This window comes from Novosphingobium sp. (genome assembly GCF_965228995.1).
In the GTDB taxonomy this organism is placed as follows: Bacteria; Pseudomonadota; Alphaproteobacteria; order Sphingomonadales; family Sphingomonadaceae; genus Novosphingobium.
Genome location: NZ_OZ245852.1, coordinates 2,249,371 through 2,271,040 on the forward strand (window position 1 = coordinate 2,249,371; position 21,670 = coordinate 2,271,040).

Below are 21,670 nucleotides of genomic sequence, written 5' to 3' on the forward strand. Positions count from 1 at the left end.
CCCTGCGGTGCTGCAGAAATTCACGGCTGCGAAGCGGGTCGCGCTCCGGAAAAATCATCGCCGCCCAGCGCGCGGTAGAGCGCGACCATGTTGCTGGCCCGCAAGAGCCTCGCGTTGATCAGCGAGCGCTCGGAGGCATAAAGCGCCCGCTGCGCATCGAGGCTCTCGAGAAAGGAGGCCACGCCGCCGCGATACCGCTCGCCGGTGAGAAAGGCGGTGTCGCGCGCTGCTGCCTCGAGCGCTGTTTGCGCGGCGATCTGATCGGCAATCGTTGCCCGGCGCGCAAGGGCATCGGAGACGTCGCGAAAGGCGAGCTGGATCGCGCGCTGGTAAGTTGCTGTTGCGGCCTCGGCCTGTGCGCGTGCGGCCGCGAGATTGCCGCTGTTGGCCCCTCCGGCGAAGATCGGAACGCTCGCCGAAGCCCCGGCGTTATAAGCGAACGCGCCGCCGGTGAAGAGCCCGGACAGCGCCGAACTGGCAAGGCCGCCCACGGATGTCAGCGAAATGCGCGGGAAGAAGGCTGCGCGCGCAGCACCGATGCGGGCATTGGCGGCGCGCAGCTGGTATTCGGCCTCCACCACGTCCGGGCGGCGCAGCAGGATGCTGGAGGAAATCCCGACCGGAACCGGCCCGACCTGATCGTCCACGCTCTCGATCGCGCCGGGCAGATCGGCATCGGTAACCGGCCCGCCAATCAGGAGTTCGAGTGCGTTGCGATCCTGCTCCACAATCGTGGTGAGGTTGGCCACATCGGAACGCGCCGTGGCCTCGATCGTTTCGGCCTGTCGCAGATCGGTGCGGGGGGCGATGCCACCCTTCAGGCGCGCGCTCGTGAGCGCCACGCTGCGCTGCGCGCTGGCGGCGGTCTGCTTGGCGATGGCCAGCAGGCTGCGGTCGGCCGCGAGAGTGAAGTAGGCGTCGGCGATGTCGGCGGCGAGGGTCAGCCGCGTCGCGCGCGCTGCTTGTTCGGTGGCAAGATAGGCGTTCAGCTGCGCGTCGCTCAGGCTGCGCAGCCGTCCGAAGAGATCGAGTTCGAAAGCCGATGCGCCGAGGTTGACGCTGTAGTTCTCACGCTGACCACCGCTGGTTGCGCCGCCATTCACGCCGGCATTGCCGTTGCCGCTCTCGCTCACGCTGGCGGCAGCCGAGCCGTTGATCGCGGGGAGCAGCGCGGCTCGCTGAACGCGGTACAAGGCGCGCGCGGCGGTAACGTTGGCAAGAGCCGCCTTGAGGTTCTGGCTGTGGTCAAGGCTGCGCCCGATCAGTGCTTGCAGCCGGGGCTCGCGAAAGATCGCGCGGTAGCTGAGTGAGGCGAGATCGGTCTCGCTCGCCAGCAGAGCCGGATCGGCGATGCGCCAGCCTGCTGGAACAGCCGGCAGGGGCCGCACGTATTTTGGCTGCAGGCTGCATGCGCCGAGCGTGCCCGCAAGCGATGCGATCAGCAGGAGCGGAGCGGCGCGCTTCATGCGGGTTTGTGCTTTCGGCTGAATGTCCGGCGCACGAGCACGAAGAACAGCGGTACGAAGAAGATCGCCAGCGCGGTTGCCGTCAACATGCCGCCCATCACGGCGGTGCCGATCTCGACCCGGCTCCTGGCCCCCGCGCCAGTCGAAAGCGCGAGGGGGAGTACGCCGAAGATGAAGGCAAGGCTGGTCATGACGATTGGACGCAGCCGCAGCCGTGCCGCTTCGAGCGCGGCATCCACCGCCGATTTGCCTGACTTTTGGGCCTGTTCGGCAAATTCGATGATGAGGATCGCGTTCTTGGCCGAAAGACCCATGGTGGTCAGCAAGCCGACCTGGAAGAACACGTCATTGTCCAGTCCGCGCAGCCAAACCGCCAGCGCTGCGCCAAGCAGGCCGACCGGGATCACGAGCATGACTGCGAAGGGGATCGACCAGCTTTCATAAAGCGCGGCGAGGCACAGGAACACGACGAGCAGCGAGATCGCATACAGGAACGGAGCCTGATTGCCTGACAGTCGCTCCTGATAGGACAGATCCGACCATGCCACCGACGTTCCGGCTTGCTTTGCCGCCAGCGCGGCAATCGCGTTCATCGCCTCGCCCGAACTGTGCCCGGGCGCGGCCTGTCCCTGGATCTGGTACGCCGGCGTCGCGTTGAAGCGGGAAAGGTTCGAGGGTGCCTGACCCCAGCTCACTTTCGCGAAGGAAGAGAAGGGCGCCATGGTCCCCGTGCTGCCGCGCACGAACCAGTTGGCAAGGTCTTCCGGCCGGCTGCGATAGGGTGCGTCACCCTGGACATAGACGCGCTTGACCCGGCCGCGGTCGATGAAATCATTCACGTAAGTGCCGCCCCACGCGGTGGCGAGCGTCTGGTCTACTTGCGCGGATGTCAGCCCCAGCGCGCCGATTTTCTCGTCGTCCAGCGTGACGGCAAGCGTCGGATTGTCCTCGAGCGCGCCGAGGCGGACAGCGGCAAGCGCGGGATCGCTTTGTGCGTCCTGCAGCAGGGCATCGCGCCGGGCCTTGAAGTCCGCGCGGCTGAGGCCCCCGGTGTTGAGGAATTGCATCGTGAAACCGTTCGACTGGCCCAGGCCGCGGACGGCTGGCGGTGCCAGCGCAAAGAATTCGGCGTCGCGCAGTTGCTTGCCCAGTTCGCCGGTCGCGCGCTTGGTGATCGCATCGGAGCTCAGCGCGCTTCCCGTGCGCTGGTCCCACGGTTTCAGCAGGATGAAGCCGCGCCCGGCATTCTGCCCGCCGCCACCGCCGCCGCCCTGGCCAGACACGGTATAGACCGCCTCGACCCCGTCGCGCATCGCTGTGTGGAAGTAGTCCTGAATGATCTTGGCAACAGCCTCGGTGCGCGGCAGCGTCGCGCCCGGCGGCAGCGTATACTGAAGCTGCGCGCGGCCTTGATCCTCGACCGGCAGGAAGCTGGAGGGGAGGAAGTTGAACACCAGCACCAGCAGGCCGACGATCGCGGCATAAGCAGCCATCGCCTGCCCCGAGCGGGCGATCGTTTTCGCAACGCGTTCCCGGTAGCGATCCGATGTCCGGGCGAACCATGCGTTGAAGCGCTCGCCCTGCTGCGCAGCCCATCCGCCGATGCCGCTCCGGGGTTTCGCTGAGGCATCGGGACGTTTCAGCAAGGTCGAGGTGAGCGCCGGCGTCAACACCAGCGCGACCACGACCGAAAGCGCCATGGAGGCGACGATGGTGATCGAAAACTGCTTGTAGATGACGCCAACCGAACCGCCGAAAAACGCCATGGGCAGGAACACCGCCGAAAGCACGAGTGCAATCGCGATGAGCGCTGTCTGGATCTCGCCCATCGACTTGATCGTGGCATCGTGCGCGGAGATATCGGGGTCCTCATCCATCACCCGTTCGACATTCTCGACCACCACGATCGCATCGTCGACGAGGAGGCCGATCGAAAGCACCATGCCGAACAGCGTCAACGTGTTGATGCTGAAGCCCGCGATGGCCAGCACGCCGAACGTGCCCAGCAGCACGACCGGCACCGCGATGGCGGGGATCAGCGTCGCCTTCCAGCTCTGCAGGAAGACAAACATTACGATGACCACCAGGACGATGGCCTCGAACAGGGTCTTGACGACTTCTTCGACCGAGAGGCGGATGAAAGTCGTGCTATCGACCGGGTAGGCGAACTTGAAGCCCTCGGGGAAGGTCGCGGATTGGGCCTGGACTTCGGCCTTGACCAGCTCGGCTGTCTTGAGCGCGTCCGCACCCGGCGCGAGCTGCACGGCAAGGCCAGCGGCGGGGTGGCCGTTGAACCGGCTGACGATGCTGTAGTTTTCCGCGCCCAGTTCGATCCGCGCCACGTCCTGCAGCAGCACGCGCGATCCGTCGCTTTTGGTCTTGAGCACGATCTTGCGGAATTCCTCGGGCGTGGTCAGCCGCGAGCGCGCCGTGACCGTGGCGGTCAGACGCTGCTCTTCGGAGGAGGGCGGGGCGCCGATCTGGCCCGCCGCAACCTGCGTGTTCTGCGCCTGGATCGCGATTGTCACGTCTGAGGGCATGAGGCCGACTGCGGCCAGCTTGAAGGGATCGAGCCAGATCCGCATCGCATACTGCGATCCGAACACGCTGACATCGCCTACGCCATCAATCCGCCCGATCCGGTCCTGCAGGTTCGAGACGAGGAAGTCCGAGACGTCGTTGTTGGTCACCTGGTCGGTCGAATCGTAGACCGAGACGATCATCAGGAAGTCCGAACTGGCCTTGGTGACTGTCAGCCCTTGCTGCTGGACCTGCTGCGGAAGGCGGGCCAGGGCTTGCTGCACCTTGTTCTGGACCTGCACTTGCGCAATGTCCGGGTTGATGCCCTTTCTGAAGGTTGCGGTGATCGCAGCCGAGCCGGATGAGCTCGACGACGAGGTGAAATAGAGCAGGCCATCGATGCCGGTCAGCTGTTGCTCGATGATCTGGGTGACGCTGGATTCGAGCGTTTCCGCCGAAGCGCCGGGATAGTTCGCGCGGATGTTGACCGCTGGCGGCGCGATATCGGGATATTGCTCGATCGGCAGGGTGTAGACCGCGCCAAGGCCGCCCAGCATGATGACGATCGCGATCACCCACGCAAAGATCGGACGGTCGATGAAGATGCGGGAGATCATGCCTCGATCAGGGCTTTGGCGAACGCGCGGAGGGGGCGCGGCCTGCCGCCGGCCTTGAACCGGCCGGTACCGGTACGATCTTGCCGTCGGGCTTGATCTTGCCCAGTCCTTCGACAATCACCCGGTCGCCCGGCTTCAGCCCGGCGGTTACCAGCCACTTGTCTCCGATGGTCTGCTCGGCCGTGATGCTGGCCCGCTTTGCGGTGTTGGCGGGGCCGACGAGCATGACTGTGGCGACACCCCGCGCATCACGCGAAACGCCCGCTTGCGGCACGAGCATGCCGCGCGCGACCGTCGCCTGCGAGAGCACCGCGCGCACGTACATGCCGGGAAGCAGGAGGCCGGCGGGATTGGGAAAGCGCGCGCGCAAGGTCACTGTTCCGGTCGTGGGATCGACCATCGCTTCGGCAAACTGGAGCGTGCCGGTATAGCCATAGCTGCTGCCATCCTCGAGCGTGAGGCTGACGGCCGCCGACGACGGCGAGGTCGTGCCCGATGCGAGCGAGCGGCGCAGTTTGAGCAGATCCACGCTTGATTGCTGGATATCGACATAGATCGGATCGAGCCGCTGGATCGTGGTGAGCGGGTCGGCCTGGTTTGCGGTCACCAGCGCGCCAGTGGTGGCGAGCGAGCGGCCGATCCGCCCGGTGATCGGTGCGGGCACGCGCGTGAAGCGCAAGTTGATCTGCGCGGTATCGAGCTGCGCGCGCGATTGCGCGACACTGGCGGCTGCCTGACGCGAAGCGGCAAGCGCGTCGGTGTAGTCCTGCTTGCTCACAGCTTCGATGTCGGCCAGCGGCCGCAGCCGTTCTGCCTTCTGGGCAGCCGAGCTGCGCGCCGCGTTCGCGCTGGCGAGATTGGCTTCGGCCTGCGCCGCAGCGGCGCGGTAGAGGCTGGGGTCGATCTGGTAGAGCGTCTGCCCGGCGCGGACCAGCGTACCTTCGGTAAACAGCCTTTCGCGGATCACGCCCGAAACCTGTGGCCGGACTTCGGATACTTCATACGCCGCAGTGCGGCCTGCCAGTACGATCGGGAGCGCCACCGCTTCCTCGCGTACGACGACATAGCCTGCTTCAGGCGTGGGCGGCATACGCTTTGCAGGCTGCCCCGAGCATCCGGCGAGGAGAGCGCTGAAGCTCAATGCGGAGCAAACTGCGAGGCGAAAGGAGCCATTGCGGCCCGCAGGGTGGCTGGCCGAAACCGTGGTCCGCCAATGTCCGGGTATCACGTTGGAGCGGCGCCTTTCTTACTTGCAATCGACCATGGCGCGCACTCCAATGCGCGGCGGGTCCGCACAGGCGAAAACCCGCCGGCAGACCCGGCGTTCCCATTGTACCATCACCTTTTTTTGGAGGGCGCGCAATCTCCCAACTTGTATCAGCAGCGCAAGCAACACGATCGCCGGATGAAGCCGCTAAAGCTTCGATCCCCTGCGCCCGGATCAGGTTCTACAGCGCAAGGCGCCTCTTGATCGCCTCGCGCGAGACCGCCAGCATGGCAACGGCATCGTCGCCTTCGCCCATCGCGCGCGCCAGTGCCATGGCGCCAACCATTTCCGCGACGACCGAAGCTGCCACGGCTTCGGCGGCTTCGGGGCTGTGCCCGGACGCCTTCAGGACCCTCGCAAAGGCGGCGCGCATTGCAGCGATACCGGATTGAAAACGCGTCCGGGCAGCGGGCGGCATGCGCAGCACTTCGCCCGACAGCCAGGGCAGGGGGCAACCCCGATCATGGCGGCGCATGGCACTTTCCGAGAGATAGGCGTCGACCAAGCCGGCTGGATCCGGGGCTTTTGTGTCCCCCGAAAGATGCTTTGCCCAGAGCTTGGTGCTGTCCTCGAACATGCGATCAACGGCATGAACCACCAGATCGTCCCGGTTCTCGAAGTGCGCATAAAAGCCGCCATGCGTCAGGCCGGCGCGCTGCATCAGATTGGACACGCTGAGGCCCTCGGTGCCACTACTGCGCAAGGCGCGTGCGGCCTCGTCGAGAATGCGGGCGCGGACTTTGGCCTTGTGGGCGCTCTTGTCAGCCATGTCGCTCAGCTCTCCTCGCATACCCGCCGCCCATCGCCGGTGCTACGGCATATACCGGCGGGGCAGCGGAGGCCAAAGGCGGCGTCGGCGCAATCCGGATGGCTGCAATTCGCATCGTCATGCTCCTTCAATGTGCTGCATCGGCCGGGGGCGGGGCACCGCGATCGATCTTGCAGAACGGCACCAGCACGAGCGCTACGACGAACATCCACGCCATGATGCGAAACACCTCGTCGAATCCGATCGTCAGCGCCTCGCGTCCGATCAAGCGGCCGAGCAGAGCCTGCGCCATGAGCGCGCCGTGGGCGCTGTCTGGCCCGGCCCGGGCGGCAAGCGCGTTGACGAGTTCCGCTGCAGCGTGGCCCGAATGCCCGAGCGATTCCGAGAGCCTTGCGGCGGCGATGTGCGTGTCGTCCTGAAGCCAGCTGTTGACCACCGCGATGCCGATTGCGCCGCCCAGATTGCGCATGAGATTGAACAGGCCCGATGCCGCGCCAAGGTCTTGCGGCGGCACCCCCTGAAGCGCCATGTTCACCGATGGCACGATGCACAGCATCAGCGCAAACCCGCGCACCAGCTGCGGCAAGAGCAGTTCAGCAAAGCCCCACTCGCTGGTCATGCCCGAGGTCATCCACAGGCTGAGCGCAAACAGCGAGAGACCCACCGCGATCATCCAGCGCAAGTCGATCCGCATCGCCAGCGAGGCGGCGACGACCGTTGATGCGAGTTGCGCGATCCCGACCACGAAGATGGTCTGCCCGATCTGCAGCGCGCTGAACCCGCGCACCTGGGCAAGATAGACCGGCACGAGATAGATCGAGGAATAGAGACCGAACCCGATCACCAGATTGAACAGGCAGGCAAAGGCAAAGATGGGGCGCCGGAACGGACGCAGGCTCACAATCGGCGTGGGGGAGAATACCGCCCGCTCAACAAACAGGGCAAATCCCACGAGCGAAGCCCAGGCGGCAATCGCGATCTTGTCGTCGCCAAGCCAATCGTGCCGGGGCCCTTCCTCGAGCACATATTCCAGCGCGCCGAGGAACACCGCCATGGCGCCGAGGTGTGCCCAATCAATCCGGCGCAGCAGGGCGGGGCTCGCGTGGTCGATCCGCAGCAGGACGGCGCATGAAGTCGCGACCACAAAGCCTGGCAGCACATTCACGAAGAACAGCCAGCGCCAATCGAGTACGTCGGTGATGAGGCCGCCCGCCGAAGGTCCCAGCGCCGGGGCCAGCACGCCGACAGTGCCAAGGATCGCCGGGATCATTGCGCGCTGCTTGCCCTCAAACAGAGTGTAGCCGACCGCGAAGACCAGTGGCACCATGGCCCCGCCGGTAAACCCCTGCAGCGCCCGGAACGCCACCATTGATCCGATCGACCACGACAGCCCGCACAGCAGACTGAACAGCGTGAACAGCGCAGCCGAACCCACGAACAGCCAGCGGGTGGAAAGCGCGCGGGCGAGAAAGCCCGAAAGCGGGATCATCACGAGTTCGGCCATGAGATAGGCTGTCTGCACCCAGCTCACCTCGTCGGCGCCGGCCGAAAGCCCTGCGGCAAGTTCGCGCTGCGAGGCGGAGACGATCTGGATGTCGAACAGCGCCAGAAACTGCCCGAACGCCATCAGCCCGAAGATCAGGAACTTGCGGCGCGCTGGCATGGCGGTCGGATTGGCCGACCAATCTTCGCCGCTTGCAAGGATCCGCGCAGGAATCATTCGGGGAGGGCGCCTCTGGACATATGAGGTAGGTCATATATATGATGATCATAATTTCAACAAGAGCCGATCCCCCATGTCGACAAGCAGCGCAGACCCCGCTTTGGAAACGCCGCCCGCGAGGTCTTCGCGCATTGGGCGGGGCGTGCTTGCGGCCGGCACGGCGCTGATCGTGGCAGGGCTCGGTGCGGCGTGGATCCTTGCCGAGCCATCCAGCCAGACCACCGAGGACGCATACCTTACGGCTGATTCAACCACTGTCGCGCCGCGGGTGAAGGGTTTTGTCAGCGCTGTGCTGGTGCGTGAAAACCAGCCGGTGCAGGCGGGGCAGCCGCTCTTGCGCATTGATGCGGAGGAATTTGCCGCGCGCGCTGCCGGTGCTGCTGCCGATCTGGCTTTGGCCGATGCAGAAGTGGCGTCCGCGCGTGCCGCACTTGCGCGCCAGCAGGATGAAGAGGCACTTGCCGCTGCGCAGACCCTTGCGGCTACCACTGCCATTCGCGCAAGCGAGGCCAGCAACGGTCAGGCTCAGGCCGATGAACGGCGCTTTGGCGCGCTGGCTGCAACTGGTGCTGTCGCCGTGCGGGAGGCCGAAAGTTATCGCACCGCCGCGATCGGCGCGCAGCAGGCAAAGGCGCGCGCGCAGGCAGACCTTGTCGTCGCGCAGCGTCAGGCGGCGGTGACGCACGCGCGCCGTGCCGATCTGCTCGCGGCGCTGGCCCGCGCCGAAGCCGGCAAGGAGAAGGCCCGCGCGGCGGCCGATCTGGCGGGGCAAGACTTGCGCCACGCGGTGATCACCGCACCGATTGCCGGTGTCGTCGCCAATCGGCAAGTGCGCGTGGGCGACTATGTGCAGCCGGGCACGCGCGCGCTCACGCTGGTTCCGCTGGACACGATCTACGTCACGGCCAATTTCAAGGAAACGCAGACCCGGCACATGCACGCCGGCCAGCCTGCCAGGGTCAGCATCGATGCACTTGGCAGCGAGAGCCTGAGCGGGACGGTCGAGAGCCTCGCGCCGGGCTCAGCTTCCACTTTTGCGCTGCTGCCCTTCGAGCCGGGCACCGGCAATTACACCAAGATCGTCCAGCGCGTGCCGGTGCGCATCAGGCTCGATGCCGGGCAACCGGGCCTTGCGAACCTGCGCCCCGGCCTATCCGCCACTGCAACGGTGCGCGTGGCTGGATAAAAGCCCTAGCGCGCCGTTCCTTCAGGCACGGCAAAGACCTGCTCGCCCGCGATGTAGGTTGCCAGCACCTTGGTTGCGTGAATCTCGCCGACCGGCACGGTCAGCGGATTGCGATCGAGAATGATGAGATCGGCAAGTTTGCCCGGCTCCAGCGTGCCGCCGCGATCGAGCCGGCCCATTTCCGCCGCGCCATTGCGGGTGAGGAGCGCCATGGCCTCCTCCCGCGTGATGCGCTGCCCGGCATTGATGGGATCGCCGGTAGCGCCCGGCACCTGCCGCGTGACCAGCGTTTCAAAGGCGATCCACGGGTTGACGGAGGGCACGACCGGCCAGTCCGATCCCACGACCACGTTGGCCCCGCTATCGAGGGCATCACGCATGGGCCAGAGGCGCTTCATCCGCTCCGGCCCCACGGCCTTGGCGATATCGACAGAGGTGATCGGGGTCGGCCACCAGATGTAGGGCGAGAGTTCCCATGTGAAATGAAGCTCGCGGCCTTTGGGCACGTCAGCCACGGCGATGAAGGTGTTGTGGCCGATCTCGTGGTGCGGGCCGCTATCGCCATTGGCCTTGCGCGCGGCGGCAATGGCCTCGACCGCCTCGCGCACCGCGCCGTCGCCCGCGGCGTGGAACTTGACCTGAATGCCCTGCCGGTCGAACGCGGTGACGGCGGGGAACAGCGTGTCCCCGGGGATGAGCTTGAGGCCATGTCCTTCGCCCGGCCCCTGATCGTCGTGCGGGCCGCCGCGGTGTTCATAGGGCGCGAGCATCACGGCGGTGCGGCCCTCGAGCGGTACGCCGTCGAGGAACATCTTCACACAATCGAACTTGAGGCGCCCCGTGCTCCACCCCTGACGCTGCGCGATCAGGCCCTCGCTGCCGCCCGAATTGGGCCCCCAGACGATGCAGCCGCGCGCATATTGCTTGAGCCCGCCGGAGCGGGCGTAGCCGGACAGGCCCTCGATCATCTCGCGCCGCACGGCGGCATCGGTGAAGCCGACGATGCCGTAGGACAGCATCTCGTCGGTCGCGACCTTGATCGCGGTCATCTGGTCTTCGGCGGAGACCTTGGGGATGAAACGCTCTATGTCCCGCGCGGCGACTTCGCGCAGCACGCCGGTGGGTTCGCCCTTGGCATCACGGTCTATCACGCTTCCGGACGTATCCCTCGTGGCGCCGGTGATCCCGGCTATGGCGAGGACCCTCGAGTTGACCCAGACGCTGTGCAGGCTCTCATCGTTGAGCATGACGGGGTTGTTCGGTGCGGCGGCATCGAGCAGGCGGCGGTGCTGCTCGCCCGGCTTGAACGCGGCGCCGACCCAGCTGCCGCCGATGATCCATTCACCGGGCTTGGCCTTGGCCGCGCAGGCCTTGACGGCGAGGACGATGGCCTGCGCTCCGGCGCCTTGCGCGAAGCGGCAGGAAAGCTTGTCGCGCCCGGCGAAATAGGTGTGGACGTGCATGTCGTAAAGTCCGGGCATGATCGTGCGCCCGGCAAGATCGACCTTGCGCGCGGCAGGCGGGGCGATGGCCTCGATCTCGGCATCGGTGCCGACTGCGACGATCGTGTCGCCCGCCACCGCCAGAGCCTGCGCCGCGCCCGCCGGGGTGAGCACGGTGCCGTGTTCGAACACCAGAGTGATCGGCACAGGCTGGGCCCTGGCCGGGCCGCAGGCGGCGCCAAGTGCGACAAGCGAGGCGGTGAACAGGCTGGCGCGGCTCATGACTTGCGGTTCCTCCGTGAAGGGGCCTTTGCCCCGACCTCTGCCGCAATAGGCAGGGCCCGCGGCCTGACCGGCTTGGCCGATGCGGCCAAACTGGCGCCGCGCCATTGAAACTGGCCGCCGCGGCATGGATGGTCGCTCCGCAATGGATGCAAGGGGGTATGCGTGCCGCCGGTACCACCGATCATGAACCAGCCCGGAAGTGGCCCCCCGTGCTGAGGCCGACCATCTCGGTGCTCGTGCTGCGCCATGTGGCAAACTGCCTCGATCTGGTCGGCTGCGATCCCGAGCCGATTCTCGCGCGGTTGAGCCTGAGGCGCGATGATCTGGACAATGCCAGGGCGGTCATGTCGTTGGCCGATTTTCTCGACTTTCTGGAAATGGCCGCCGAGCTTGCCGACAATCCCTACCTCGGACTGCAGGCGGGGCGGCTCGGCGCGCTCAACAGTCTGGGTGCGTTGGGCTTTCTGTTCCTGAGTGCGCCTTCGCTGCGGGCCGCCTTCATTGGCTTCGACGCCTATCTCGCAGCGATCCAGGACGCGGTACGCAACCGGTTTTCCACCCATGCCGGGATCGCGACGTTCGAATACATGATCACCGATCAGACGCTGCTGGCGCGGCGGCAGGACGCCGAGTTTTCGATCGCATTGATGCACAACATGTGCCGCAACTATGTCGGCGGCGATTTCGAGCTGATCGAGGTGCGCTTCGAACATGCCTGCCAGGGTGACGAGCGGGTGTACCGGGAGTTTTTCCGCTGCGAGGTGTTCTTCGATCAGGAGACCAATGCGTTTTCCTTTGAGGAGCAGTTCCTCGATCGCGCCAGTCCGGTGATCGATCCCGAACTCTACCCGATTGTCGAGGAGCACTTGCGGCGGCGGATCGCGGAGAGCACGCGGCGCGCGCGGTCGCACAAGGAGATCGTGCGCGCACTGGAAGATAGCCCGCTGGATCGGACGCCCAGCCTGGAGGATGTGGCTGCCGTAATGGGCGTTTCGGCAGCGACGTTGAGCCGAAGGCTGCGCGCGGAAGGACTGCGCTGGCGCGATCTCGTGAGCGACCGGCGCATGCACGCCGCGGCGCGGCTCTTGCGGCAAAGCCAGCGGGATATTGGCGATATTGCGCTGGCGGTGGGCTTTGCCGAAAGTTCCAGCTTCGTCCGCTGTTTCGGCCGCCATTTCGGTACGACGCCGCAGCGCTATCGCAAGGGCGAAGGTATCAAGGCAGGGTAAACGCGACCATGGCATCGCTGAGGCGCGTGCCGAAGCCGCCATGACCGCCCGCCGAGACGACGACATACTGGCGTCCATCGCTATGGCGGAAGGTCATCGGTGTCGCCGTGGCCGGTGCAGGGACGGGGGCATTCCAGACTTGCCGTCCGGTCTGGATATCGAAGGCGCGCAGCTGGCTATCGAGACTGGCCCCGATGAACACGAGGCCGCCGCGCGTGACGATCGGCCCGCCCTGGTTGGGCGCACCCCAGCTTGTCGGCGTGAGCAGCCCGGTCGAAAGCTGCAAGCGGCCGAACGGCACTTGCCAACGCGTAAGTCCGGTCTTCATGTCGATGGCGGTGAGCTGGCCCCAGGGCGGCGGATTGCACGGCGCACCAAGCGGCGACATCAGCACCTCGCGCAGCATCACATAGGGCGAGCCTTGCATCTCGTAGTACGAGACTCCGGGGTGCAGATCGCGCTTGGCATCGAACTTCGCGCGCGGCACGAGCCGGACTGAAGCGGCGAGGTTCGAGGAATTGACCACCGCGAGGCCGGTGGTGGGATCATAGGCCACACCGCCCCAGTTGGTGCCGCCGAGGAAGCTGGGGTGAAGCAGCGAGCCCCTGATACCGGGCGGAGTGAACGGGCCTTCGTTGCGCAGCTGGCGAATGCGCGTGCGGCAGGCCGCCGTATCGAACCACAGCAGGCCCCATGCATCATCAGCCTTGAGCAACTGCGAGGTCACGGGCCTCGGCAGGACGGGCATGGGCTGGGTGAGGGCCGCTTGTTCGCCCGGCATGTCGCTGCGCGGCACGGGGCGCTCTTTCACCGGAAACAGCGGCTGGCCGGTCTGGCGATCGAGCACGAAAATATTGCCGGTCTTGGTGCCCTGAATCACCGCTTCGACCGGGCGTCCCCGATGGTCGATCGTGGCGAGCGTGGGCGCGGCGGGAAGGTCGTAGTCCCACAGATCGTGGTGCACGGTCTGATAGGACCACACCTTGCGCCCGGTGCGCATATCGAGCGCGACCACGGCATTGGCATCGGGAATGCGGCCGATCCGGTTCACGCCGAGCGTATCCCAGCTTGCGCTGCCAGTGGGCAGGAACAGCCAGCCGCGCTTGGCATCGACCGAAAGCGGAGCCCATGCGTTCGCTGCGCCGGTCACGGCGGAGAGATCATCCGGGATCGGGTTCCAGTTCCAGACTTCCTTGCCCGTCACCACATCGAAGCCCCGCACGATGCCGTCGAGCGAATTGCGGTACATGTTGTCCTGCACCGCAGTGCCGAGCGCGACGACATTGCCCCAGACGGCGGGCGGCGAGGTGTTGGCCGGTTTGCCTTCGCCCTTGTAATCGAGCGCGGCGAGATCGACATGGCCGCCCGCGCCGAACCCGGTGCAGGCACGGCCGGTATCCGCGTCGAGCGCGTGAAGCACCGCGTTCTGCGCGGCATAGAGAATGCGCTTGCCGCAAGTCTGCGCGCGGGCCTCGGCGCTATCGGCCTGCCAGTAGGCGACACCGCGGCAGTAGTTTTCGTGGTACATGTTGCCGCTGCGGGGCTTGTGCGGATCGAATGACCACAGCTCGCGGCCCGAAGCAGGATCGAGCGCCACCGCGCGGCCGAACGGGGTGCAGCCATAGAGCCGGGCATTGGCATAGATCGGTGTCATCTCGCCAACGGTCACATCGACATCCGCGCTGCCCGGCGCGATTTCGCCCGAGTGCCATGTCCACGCCACCCGCAGATTGCGCACTGACTTGAGATTGATCTGGTCGAGAGCCGAATACTTGGTCGACGAGGCCTGCCCGCCATAGCTTGGCCAGCCCGCCGCATCGGCTTCGACACTGGCCACCTGCGGGCTGGCGCGCAGCGCCGCCGGATCCGGCGCGGGCCGACACGCCGCAGCGGCGAGCGCAAGCAGGGCAATCGCAAGGGCCGGCCGCATCTGATCAGCCCTTCGGCCGCGCGAACACTTGCTCGCCGCCGATCCACGTTTCGAGCACGCGGGTATCATGGATTTGCGTGACGGGAATGGCGAAAGGATCACGGTCAAGCACGAGGAAATCGGCCACCTTGCCGACTTCGAGCGAACCGGCCTTGCGGCCCATGCCCATGCGCTTTGCGGCATCGATGCTGAACATGGTCACGGCCTGGGGGAGGGTGATCGCCTCCTTGAGGCCATAGCTGCGCGCGCTGCCGCCGGGGTTGCGCCGGGTGACGGCGGTTTCGATCCCGATCCACGGGTTCGGCACCGGGACCACCGCCCAGTCCGAACCGGCAATGACCAGTGCGCCCGCCTCGAACCCTTCGCGGATCGGCCAGACGCGGTCGATGCGGGGGCTGCCGACGGCACTGGTGATGTCATCGTTGATCGGCTGCGGATCCCACAGATAGGGGGAATACTCGACCGCCGCGTTGAGCGCCTTGAAGCGCGGCATGTCTGCCGGGTCGACGAACGTGGAATGGCCGACCTGATGGATCGGGCCGCCCATGCCATTGGCCTTGCGCGCTGCCTCGATCGCATCGAGCGCGGCGCGGACCGCGCGGTCTCCCGCGGCGTGGAACAGAACCGTCACGCCCAGCTTGTCCCACCGGGTCACGTTTGCCGCCATTGCTGGCGGATCGAACAGCAGGAGGCCGCGCGCCGGGGCATTGGGCTGGCCTGCCTGGTAGTCCGCCAGCATCGCGCCTGTATGGCTTTCGGTGGGCACGCCATCGGCGAAAACCTTGACGCAATCGGGGTTGAACGTGGGCCTTGCGAACTGCTTGCGATCCGCCAGCGTCCGTTCGAACTCCGGATTGGGGCGCCCTGATTCAGAATAGGCGATGCAGGCCTGAACCCGCTGCTTGAGCACGCCCTTGTCGGCCAACGCCGCATAGACCGTGAGATCGTCGCGGTAGGCCATTGCCTCGACATAACCGACGACACCGAAGCCAGCGAGCATGGCAAGGTGCGCGGTCAATTGCCGTTCGGTTTCGGCAAGAGGCTGGGGCGGCACTTTCATGCTGATAAGCCGGCTCGCCGTCTCGCGCAGCACGCCAGTGGGGTTTCCGGCGCTGTCACGCTCGATGATCCCGCCTTCCGGGTTGGCTGTGCTGCGGTCGATCCCCGCTGTGGCCAGTGCGCGCGAATTGGCCCAGACGCTGTGGCCGCTGACATCGAAGAGCATGACGGGATTATCGGGCGATACGGCATCGAGAGTCGCGGCCGTGATCGGAGTGCCAGCCAGCAGCGAGGACTGCCATTGCCCGCCGCTGACCCATTCACCGGGCTTGGCCGCCTTGACGCAGGCCGCCACCAACTCGAGCAGGCGCTGCGGGCCGGCATCCTGCGGAATGCGGCAACGCCCTTCATCGCCCTTGGCCTGAAGCACGGGGTGGATGTGCATGTCGTAGAGGCCCGGAAACACGGTCCGGCCCTTGAGGTCGATCACTTTTGCGCCGCCGCGTGGCCACTTGCCCGCCTCGGCCCGCGTGCCGATCCGCTCGATCCGCGTCCCGCGCACGTCCATCGCGCTGCGCCAGCCCTGCGGGGTGTAGATATGTCCGTTGATGAAGCGCAGCGCGGGCTTTGGCGCCGCCTCTGCTGCAGGGGGCAGGGCGCAGGCCGCAAGGACAATGCCTGCGGCGGAAAGGAATCGGCCAAGGCCGCGGCGCATGGATGTCATTGCGGCATTCTCCCAGGGTCCGTTTGCGCCGCCCGCCTTCGAGGCGGATCGGCGCGCACGGCTCATCAGTAACGGTACGATGCGGTCAGGCCGAAGGTGCGCGGCCGTAGCGTTTCGCGGCGGAAGAACTCGAACGGGTTCTGCGCCCGCTCGCGCCGGGTCCAGGTGGACTTGTCGAGGATGTTGTTGACGAAAAGCGAGATATCGAAATTGCCGGGCTTGACGCCGAGCCGCGCCGACCAGAACGCGACGGCTGGGGGAAGCGTCAGAGCAGTGTCGATCGCGCCGTTCGCAGGGTTGAGGTAAGGCGGCAGCTTGCTCTGCTTCGAGCGGTAGTCGAAGTCGGAGCGGACATAACCGCCCTTCGCGCGGAATGCGTCGAAATCGTACTGCGCGTGGAACGAGGCCGTCCACGGCGCGCCGAGCACGGCATCACCCTTGCTGACGAACGGCGCCGCCGCGGTCGGGCCGCCCTTGATCGTGTCGAGGAACTTCGCATCGACATAGCCGACTTCGGCCTGCAGGGTCAGGCGGTCGGTCGGGTGCACTTCGACCTGCAAGTCGAAACCGCGGCTGCGCGCCTTGCCGAGGTTGGACGTGAACTGGAAGCCGCAGCTGTTGAGCGCCACGGCCTGCTGGATGTCGCTCCAGTCGATCTGGTAGACGCTCGCCTGCACGCTGCCGCGCCCGCCGAACTTGCTCTTCACGCCCAGTTCGTAGCTCCACACCGAGTCCGACTTGAAGTTGGTCGGGCGGCCATTGGGATAACCGATGCTCGCAAGCTCCGGACCGCAGAAGGTGCCGACTTGCGGGTTGTAGCCGCCGACGCGGAAACCGCGCGAGGCTGAGCCATAGATCAGCGTATCGGGCGTGACCTGGAAGTTCAGACCGAACTTGGGCGTAATCGGATTTTCGCTCTGGCGGCCGCGGTCATCCACCAGCGGGCCGACGACGAACCCTTGCGCGATGTCCTTGATGGTGAAGACGGTGTGGCTGTAGCGCAGGCCCGCCAGCACCGAGATCCGGTCGGTGAGCTTGTAGGTAACCTGACCGAACAGGGCTGCTTGCTCGTCCGTCGATACCGCATTTTGATCATAGACCGAGTAACCCGGAACCGGGGCCTCGCCGCCGAACAGGTAGACCGGCAGATAGGGGTCGGTCACGATCTGGATCGAGGTCTGCTGCGCGTGGCTGTAGAACCCGCCGAGCACCCAGGTCAGCGGGCTGGAGGCATTGCTTGATTGCAGCCGCAGCTCGCCGGTCCAGTTCTTCTGCGCGACAAGGAAGTCCGACGGCGCATTCTGCTGGGGGAAGAAGGGCAGGGCATTGACGCCGGTAAACAGCGTCTGGTCGAAGTTGGTATAGTCCTGCACGAAGGACTGCTTGCGATCGAAGTAGGAACCGACCGCAATCACATCGACAGCGCCGAGCCCGACGCTGACATTGAGCGAGGCGAGGGTGAAGCGGTCCTTGCTCGTTTCGGCCAGCTGGTTGGCGTTGATGAAGACGTGCTTGTCGTAGTCCGAATACTTCTCCCAGCTCTCGCCGCTGTCTCCGGTCTTGACGTTCTGATAGAACACGGCCGGCGTTATCTTGACGTTGTCGACTGGCTGCCAGGTGAGCGCGATGCGGGCGACATAGCTATCGGCCGAGTTGGCGTTCTTTTGCACGACCTTGCTGGTGAACGAGCTGATCCGATCGACATAGCCGCCGTCGCGGCGGTAGTAGCCGCTGGCGACGAGACCGAGCTTGCCCGGGATGAGCGGCGCGCTGATCGATACGCCGCCTTCACCGTTGGCCGCGCCGTGCTGGGTGGCGCTGCCTTCGGTGCGGGCATAGACCTTGAGCGTGTCGAGCCCGGGCTGCTGGGTGATGAAGCGCACGGTGCCGCCTTCCGAACCGGCGCCGAAGAGAGTGCCTTGCGGGCCGCGCAGCACTTCGACGCGGTCGAGGTCGAACACCACCGGATAAGCGTTGCCGCCGCCATAGCCGAGCTGGCGGATCTGGATCGGCACGTCGTCGATGTAGATGCCGGTGGTTGCTGCGCCAACCGAGGAATTGACGCCGCGTATGGCGATGTTCGTCGTGGTGTTCGATTTCTCGAAGCTGACGCCCGGGGTCTGGCGGATCACGTCGCTGAAATTGCGGATGCCGCGGCTGTCGAGCGCCTCGCGCGAGAGGGCGCTGACGCTCAGCGGAACCTTGTTGATGCTCTCACTCTTGCGGGTGGCTGTGACGATGATCTCACCGCCGTTCTGGTTGTCCGCAGCTGCTGTGTCGGCCTGCGGAGCGGCAGACTGAGCTGCGGCGGACTGGGCGACGAAAAGCATGGCAAGTGCCGTACTGCCAGCCAGAAGGTGTGCGCTGCGGCTGCTCATTGTCTGTGACTCCCCTGAAATGGCGGCCGCCGGCATGTTTGCCGCACGGCCCTGTCGGGGAGGAAGCTATGGGTTGGGGCAGGATTGCCGTTGACCGGAACGGACAACATGCCGCGCGCTTGCCAGATAGGGCACATTCTGGGCGGCGCAGGGATGGGTTGGCCACATTTGCCAAGGTCGCGCCGGGGGAGTTGCCTGGGCGCGAAGGCCGAACAGGAGAGCCGTCAGCACCGGGCTGACGGCTCTCCCCATTGGGCTGCCGATGTTCAGCGCTGCGCCAGAGCCTTGTCCTCGTTGGCGCGCTTGATGATATACATCCGGATGGCCTCGGCATCATCCGGCTTCAGCGCCGACTTGAACGAGACCATGCCCATCTGGTGTAGTTGGCCGCCGATCACGATCGCCTTCACGGCCTCGGCCGAGCCGATCACGCCAGAGTGGCGCAAGTCGGGGTTGAGGCTTCCGGAGATTGCGGCATCGCCGTGGCACATGGCGCAATAGCGGCCGTAAAGCTGCCCGCCGTGTGTCGCCTGCGCTACCGTGCCGGTGAAGGGCGGCGGATCGAGGACCATCTGGTTCATCGGCGGCGGCGCAGGCAGCTGGCCTGATGCGCCGAGCTTGAACACCAGCAGACGGCTGATATTGCGTCCGGCACCGCCCTTGTTCGCGAGCACACCGGTGGCGACGTCCCACACACCGCCCCAGCCGACGAGGATCGCGACATACTGCTCACCGCCGATCGCATAAGTCATCGGTGCGGCGATGATGCCGCTCTGTGCGGGGAACGACCACAGCTTCTCGCCCTTGTCGGCGGTATAGGCCACGAAATCGCCGCTTGAAGTGCCCTGGAACACGAGATTGCCCGCAGTCGAAAGCACGCCGCCGTTCGAGGGGCCGACCAGATCGATCTTCCACGCGGCCTTCTTGTTCGCGACGTCCCACGCGACCAACTGGCCCTTGGTCGCCGCCTTGGCGCCTTCCTGGATCTTGAGGTTGGCCGGCATCGACACCGCATAGCCATCCATGCCGATCTTCCAGCCGATCGAGGTCGGCTTCCAGTCCTTGGCCGCAAGGTAGGGCCAGCCGGCAAGGTTGGTCGGGATGTAGAGATAGCCGGTCTTGGGGCTGTAGCTCTGCGGCTGCCAGCTATGCGCGCCAACCGCGCCGGGGAGGCTGACGAAAGCCTTGCCGGTTTTCTCATAGCGGGCGTCGGGATTGACGTTCGGACGACCGGTTTCCGGATCGAGGCCGGTTGCCCAGTTGACGGGCACCCACGGCGTCCCGGAAATGAACTTGCCGGTCTTCACGTCGAGCACATAGACATGCCCGTTCTTGGGTGCGTGCATGGCAACGTGGCGCTTCTCGCCGCCGATGTTCACGTCCGCGATGGTGATCTGCTGGTCGGAATCGAAGTCCCAGCGGTCTTCCGGCGTCTCTTGATAATGCCAGGCATATTGGCCGGTGTCAGCGTTCACCGCCACGATCGAGGAGGTGTAGAGGCTGTCTCCCTCACGCCCGTTCGCTGCCGGGTTCCACGGCTCGGCATTGCCGGTGCCGAAGAGCACGAGATTGGTCTCGGGATCGTAGGTGATCGAATCCCACACGGTGCCGCCACCGCCCAGTTCCCACCACTTGTTGCCCCAGGTCTTGGCCGCCGCCTCGTGCGCCGCCTTGTTGATGCCTTCGGCGCCGAAGCCCTTGGCCGGATCGCCCGGTACGGTGTTGAAGCGCCAGACCTCCTTGCCGGTTTCCGGATCGTAGGCCGCGAGATAGCCGCGCGCCTTGTACTCCGAACCTGCCGCGCCGATCAGCACGCGGCCCTTCACTATGCGCGGCGCGCCGGTGATCGTGTAGTCAGTCTGGTTGGGCACCACCGTCTTTGCCCAGAGGACGGAGCCGGTCTTCTGATCCAGCGCGATGAGACGCCCATCGAGCGCTGCCACAAAGAGCTTGTCGCCATAGAGCGCCACGCCGCGGTTCACAGCATCGCAGCAGGCCCGGTACAGCGTATCGCGCGGCACCTTGGGATCGTAAGCCCAGAGCGGCTTGCCGGTTCTGGCGTCGTAGGCTTTCACCATCGACCAGGCCGTGGTGACATAGAGCACCCCGTCATGCACCAGCGGCGTCGCTTCCTGGCCGCGCGCGGTGTCCATATCGGCGTACCAGGCAAGGCCGAGCTGGCCGACATTGTATTCGTTCACCATCGTGAGCGGCGAGAAGCGCTGCTCGGCATAGTCGCCGCCGTAGGTCAGCCACTCGGCACCCGGCACGGACCGCAGCATGGCCTCGGTCACCGTCGCCATCGCTCCCGGCACCGCGACGGCTCCTGCCGCTAGCGCCAGTGATGACGCCAAGCCAAGCTTTCGCATAAAGGAAATGCGCATAGTCTTACCCTCTCCTCGCGGCCCGGCGCTTCCGGGTCCTTGTTTATCGGCAGTTTGAACCGCCATGCCTGATTGCACCATATGCAGCGCATCAGTGCGATGATCCTGCTGGCCATTTTTCTGGCTTTTTCGGCCTTTTTCTAAGTGCCTGACTGGCAGTATCATGCTTCCCTTTGCCGCAGCATCGCAATGAATGCTTCGGCAATATCGCCGGGTGTGTAGCGGCCCTTGCGGTACCAGGTCTGCGACCAGTTCAGGCTGCCGAACAGCGCGACCTTGAACAGCCAGCGATCGGTCTGTGGAGCGAGCGGCAGCGCCGCGATCAGCTTCTCGAAATGGCGCTCGTAACGGTCGCGTTCGGCGTTCAGTGTGGCGAGAATTGCCGGGGGAAACGAGCGCATGAATTCCGGGCTGACGATCCGCGCATAATCGCCGCCATCGAGCAGGGTGGAAAGATGCGCGGCGCAGGCGGCTTCGATCGCTTGCCACGGTTCGTTGGTGGTATGGCAAAGCGCCTCGGCGATGGCCTCCTCGAACCGCGCCACGCCCTTGTGGTAGACCGCGAGAAGCAGCTCTTCCTTTGATTTGAAATGGTAATACAACGAACCGGGCAGCATGCCGACGGCACCGGCAATGTCGCGGATCGAGGTGCCGTCATACCCCTTGGCCGCGAACATCGCCGCTGCCGTATCAAGCAAGGCCTCGCGCCGGCTCTCGCCCCCACGCGCTTCGGCTTTCGGCGGCGCTTTAA

Annotated in this window: 13 protein-coding genes; 2 read left to right on the top strand and 11 right to left on the bottom strand. The window is 65.6% G+C overall.

Annotated elements, in window-relative coordinates; translation table 11 throughout:
- Positions 1–20: 20 nt before the first annotated feature.
- From ACO056_RS10520 to ACO056_RS10540, 5 genes are all read right to left on the bottom strand, one after another.
- Positions 21–1,466, bottom strand: a complete 1,446-nt coding sequence (locus tag ACO056_RS10520; RefSeq protein ID WP_421846442.1) for an efflux transporter outer membrane subunit — start codon at positions 1,464–1,466, stop codon at positions 21–23.
- Positions 1,463–4,603 (bottom strand): efflux RND transporter permease subunit, encoded by a 3,141-nt coding sequence (locus ACO056_RS10525; protein ID WP_421846444.1) that lies wholly within the window; start codon positions 4,601–4,603, stop codon positions 1,463–1,465. Before ACO056_RS10525 ends, ACO056_RS10520 begins: the two co-directional genes overlap by 4 nt.
- Positions 4,604–4,610: 7 nt before the next feature.
- Entirely contained in the window at positions 4,611–5,693 is a 1,083-nt protein-coding gene (locus ACO056_RS10530) for an efflux RND transporter periplasmic adaptor subunit (RefSeq protein ID WP_421846446.1), read from the bottom strand.
- A gap of 358 nt (positions 5,694–6,051) precedes the next feature.
- A complete protein-coding gene (locus ACO056_RS10535) occupies positions 6,052–6,639 on the bottom strand; it encodes a TetR/AcrR family transcriptional regulator (protein ID WP_421846448.1) in 588 nt (195 codons plus the stop codon).
- A gap of 127 nt (positions 6,640–6,766) precedes the next feature.
- Positions 6,767–8,359, bottom strand: coding sequence for a DHA2 family efflux MFS transporter permease subunit (locus ACO056_RS10540; RefSeq protein WP_421846450.1), 1,593 nt, complete (start codon positions 8,357–8,359; stop codon positions 6,767–6,769).
- 145 nt (positions 8,360–8,504) lie between these two features.
- Here ACO056_RS10540 and ACO056_RS10545 point away from each other — a divergent pair, with 145 nt between their 5' ends.
- Positions 8,505–9,548, top strand: coding sequence for an HlyD family secretion protein (locus tag ACO056_RS10545; RefSeq protein ID WP_421846452.1), 1,044 nt, complete (start codon positions 8,505–8,507; stop codon positions 9,546–9,548).
- Between the two features lie 5 nt (positions 9,549–9,553).
- On the opposite strand, the gene ACO056_RS10550 is transcribed toward ACO056_RS10545, so the two are convergent.
- Positions 9,554–11,272 carry an amidohydrolase gene (locus tag ACO056_RS10550; protein ID WP_421846454.1) on the bottom strand — a complete coding sequence of 573 codons (1,719 nt, stop codon included), beginning with the start codon at positions 11,270–11,272 and terminating at the stop codon, positions 9,554–9,556.
- Between the two features lie 212 nt (positions 11,273–11,484).
- Here ACO056_RS10550 and ACO056_RS10555 point away from each other — a divergent pair, with 212 nt between their 5' ends.
- Complete coding sequence (locus tag ACO056_RS10555) at positions 11,485–12,504, top strand: AraC family transcriptional regulator (RefSeq protein WP_421846456.1); 1,020 nt, start codon at positions 11,485–11,487, stop codon at positions 12,502–12,504.
- On the opposite strand, the gene ACO056_RS10560 is transcribed toward ACO056_RS10555, so the two are convergent.
- The 5 genes from ACO056_RS10560 to ACO056_RS10580 form a co-directional block, all read right to left on the bottom strand.
- Positions 12,491–14,434 carry a pyrroloquinoline quinone-dependent dehydrogenase gene (locus ACO056_RS10560; RefSeq protein ID WP_421846458.1) on the bottom strand — a complete coding sequence of 648 codons (1,944 nt, stop codon included), beginning with the start codon at positions 14,432–14,434 and terminating at the stop codon, positions 12,491–12,493. The genes ACO056_RS10555 and ACO056_RS10560 overlap by 14 nt on opposite strands.
- Positions 14,435–14,438: 4 nt before the next feature.
- Entirely contained in the window at positions 14,439–16,157 is a 1,719-nt protein-coding gene (locus ACO056_RS10565) for an amidohydrolase (protein WP_421846460.1), read from the bottom strand.
- 65 nt (positions 16,158–16,222) lie between these two features.
- Positions 16,223–18,535: a TonB-dependent receptor gene (locus ACO056_RS10570; protein WP_421846462.1), complete on the bottom strand. Its 2,313-nt coding sequence runs from the start codon at positions 18,533–18,535 to the stop codon at positions 16,223–16,225.
- Positions 18,536–18,801: 266 nt separating this feature from the next.
- Complete coding sequence (locus tag ACO056_RS10575; protein ID WP_421846464.1) at positions 18,802–20,889, bottom strand: PQQ-dependent dehydrogenase, methanol/ethanol family; 2,088 nt, start codon at positions 20,887–20,889, stop codon at positions 18,802–18,804.
- A gap of 191 nt (positions 20,890–21,080) precedes the next feature.
- The gene (locus tag ACO056_RS10580; protein WP_421846466.1) at positions 21,081–21,617 is read right to left on the bottom strand and encodes a TetR/AcrR family transcriptional regulator; all 537 of its coding nucleotides are present in this window, start codon (positions 21,615–21,617) and stop codon (positions 21,081–21,083) included.
- Positions 21,618–21,670 lie beyond the last annotated feature (53 nt).

Coding starts and splice junctions, on each gene's coding strand:
- ACO056_RS10520 (WP_421846442.1), bottom strand. CDS start 1,466: ATGAAGCGCGCCGCTCCGCTCCTGCTGATCGCATCGCTTGCGGGCACG.
- ACO056_RS10525 (WP_421846444.1), bottom strand. CDS start 4,603: ATGATCTCCCGCATCTTCATCGACCGTCCGATCTTTGCGTGGGTGATC.
- ACO056_RS10530 (WP_421846446.1), bottom strand. CDS start 5,693: ATGCCGCCCACGCCTGAAGCAGGCTATGTCGTCGTACGCGAGGAAGCG.
- ACO056_RS10535 (WP_421846448.1), bottom strand. CDS start 6,639: ATGGCTGACAAGAGCGCCCACAAGGCCAAAGTCCGCGCCCGCATTCTC.
- ACO056_RS10540 (WP_421846450.1), bottom strand. CDS start 8,359: ATGATTCCTGCGCGGATCCTTGCAAGCGGCGAAGATTGGTCGGCCAAT.
- ACO056_RS10550 (WP_421846454.1), bottom strand. CDS start 11,272: ATGAGCCGCGCCAGCCTGTTCACCGCCTCGCTTGTCGCACTTGGCGCC.
- ACO056_RS10560 (WP_421846458.1), bottom strand. CDS start 14,434: ATGCGGCCGGCCCTTGCGATTGCCCTGCTTGCGCTCGCCGCTGCGGCG.
- ACO056_RS10565 (WP_421846460.1), bottom strand. CDS start 16,157: ATGACATCCATGCGCCGCGGCCTTGGCCGATTCCTTTCCGCCGCAGGC.
- ACO056_RS10570 (WP_421846462.1), bottom strand. CDS start 18,535: ATGAGCAGCCGCAGCGCACACCTTCTGGCTGGCAGTACGGCACTTGCC.